General features: G+C 62.6%; 1 protein-coding gene. It reads left to right on the top strand.

Annotated elements, in window-relative coordinates:
- Positions 1 to 126: 126 nt before the first annotated feature.
- Positions 127 to 384 carry a WhiB family transcriptional regulator gene (locus tag G3I78_RS47780; protein WP_164436871.1) on the top strand — a complete coding sequence of 86 codons (258 nt, stop codon included), beginning with the start codon at positions 127 to 129 and terminating at the stop codon, positions 382 to 384.
- Positions 385 to 492: the final 108 nt, after the last annotated feature.

The following is a 492-nucleotide window of genomic DNA, read 5'->3' as shown; positions in this document are numbered from 1 at the left end:
GAATCTTCGGCAGCGCAGGGGGAGTTTTTCCCCAAACTGGTCGGTCTCCCTTCCCTCACGAAGGGATTCGTGAAAGCGTTCACATTCACAAGCAACCTGCCCGCAATACAAGGAGATGGAGCAGCCATGGACTGGCGTCACAACGCCGTTTGCCGCGAGGAAGACCCGGAACTCTTCTTCCCCATCGGCAACACCGGTCCTGCGCTGCTGCAGATCGAGGAAGCCAAGGCCGTCTGCCGCCGTTGCCCCGTCATGGAGCAGTGCCTGCAGTGGGCGCTCGAGTCCGGTCAGGACTCCGGCGTCTGGGGCGGTCTCAGCGAGGACGAGCACCGCGCAATGAAGCGCCGCGCCGCTCGCAATCGGGCGCGCAACGCAACCGCCTGACATCGACTTTCGAGCCTCGAGCCGCAGCGCGCAGTACCCATATAAGCGCTCAGCAACGTGCTCTTGAACCCCGTACCGAAAACCATTCGGTCCGGGGTTCAGTGCTGT

This window comes from Streptomyces sp. SID13726 (assembly GCF_010548375.1).
Classification (GTDB): Bacteria; Actinomycetota; Actinomycetes; order Streptomycetales; family Streptomycetaceae; genus Streptomyces.
Note: the sequence above shows the minus strand (reverse complement) of the source record. Positions and strands in the feature narration are given on the sequence as shown.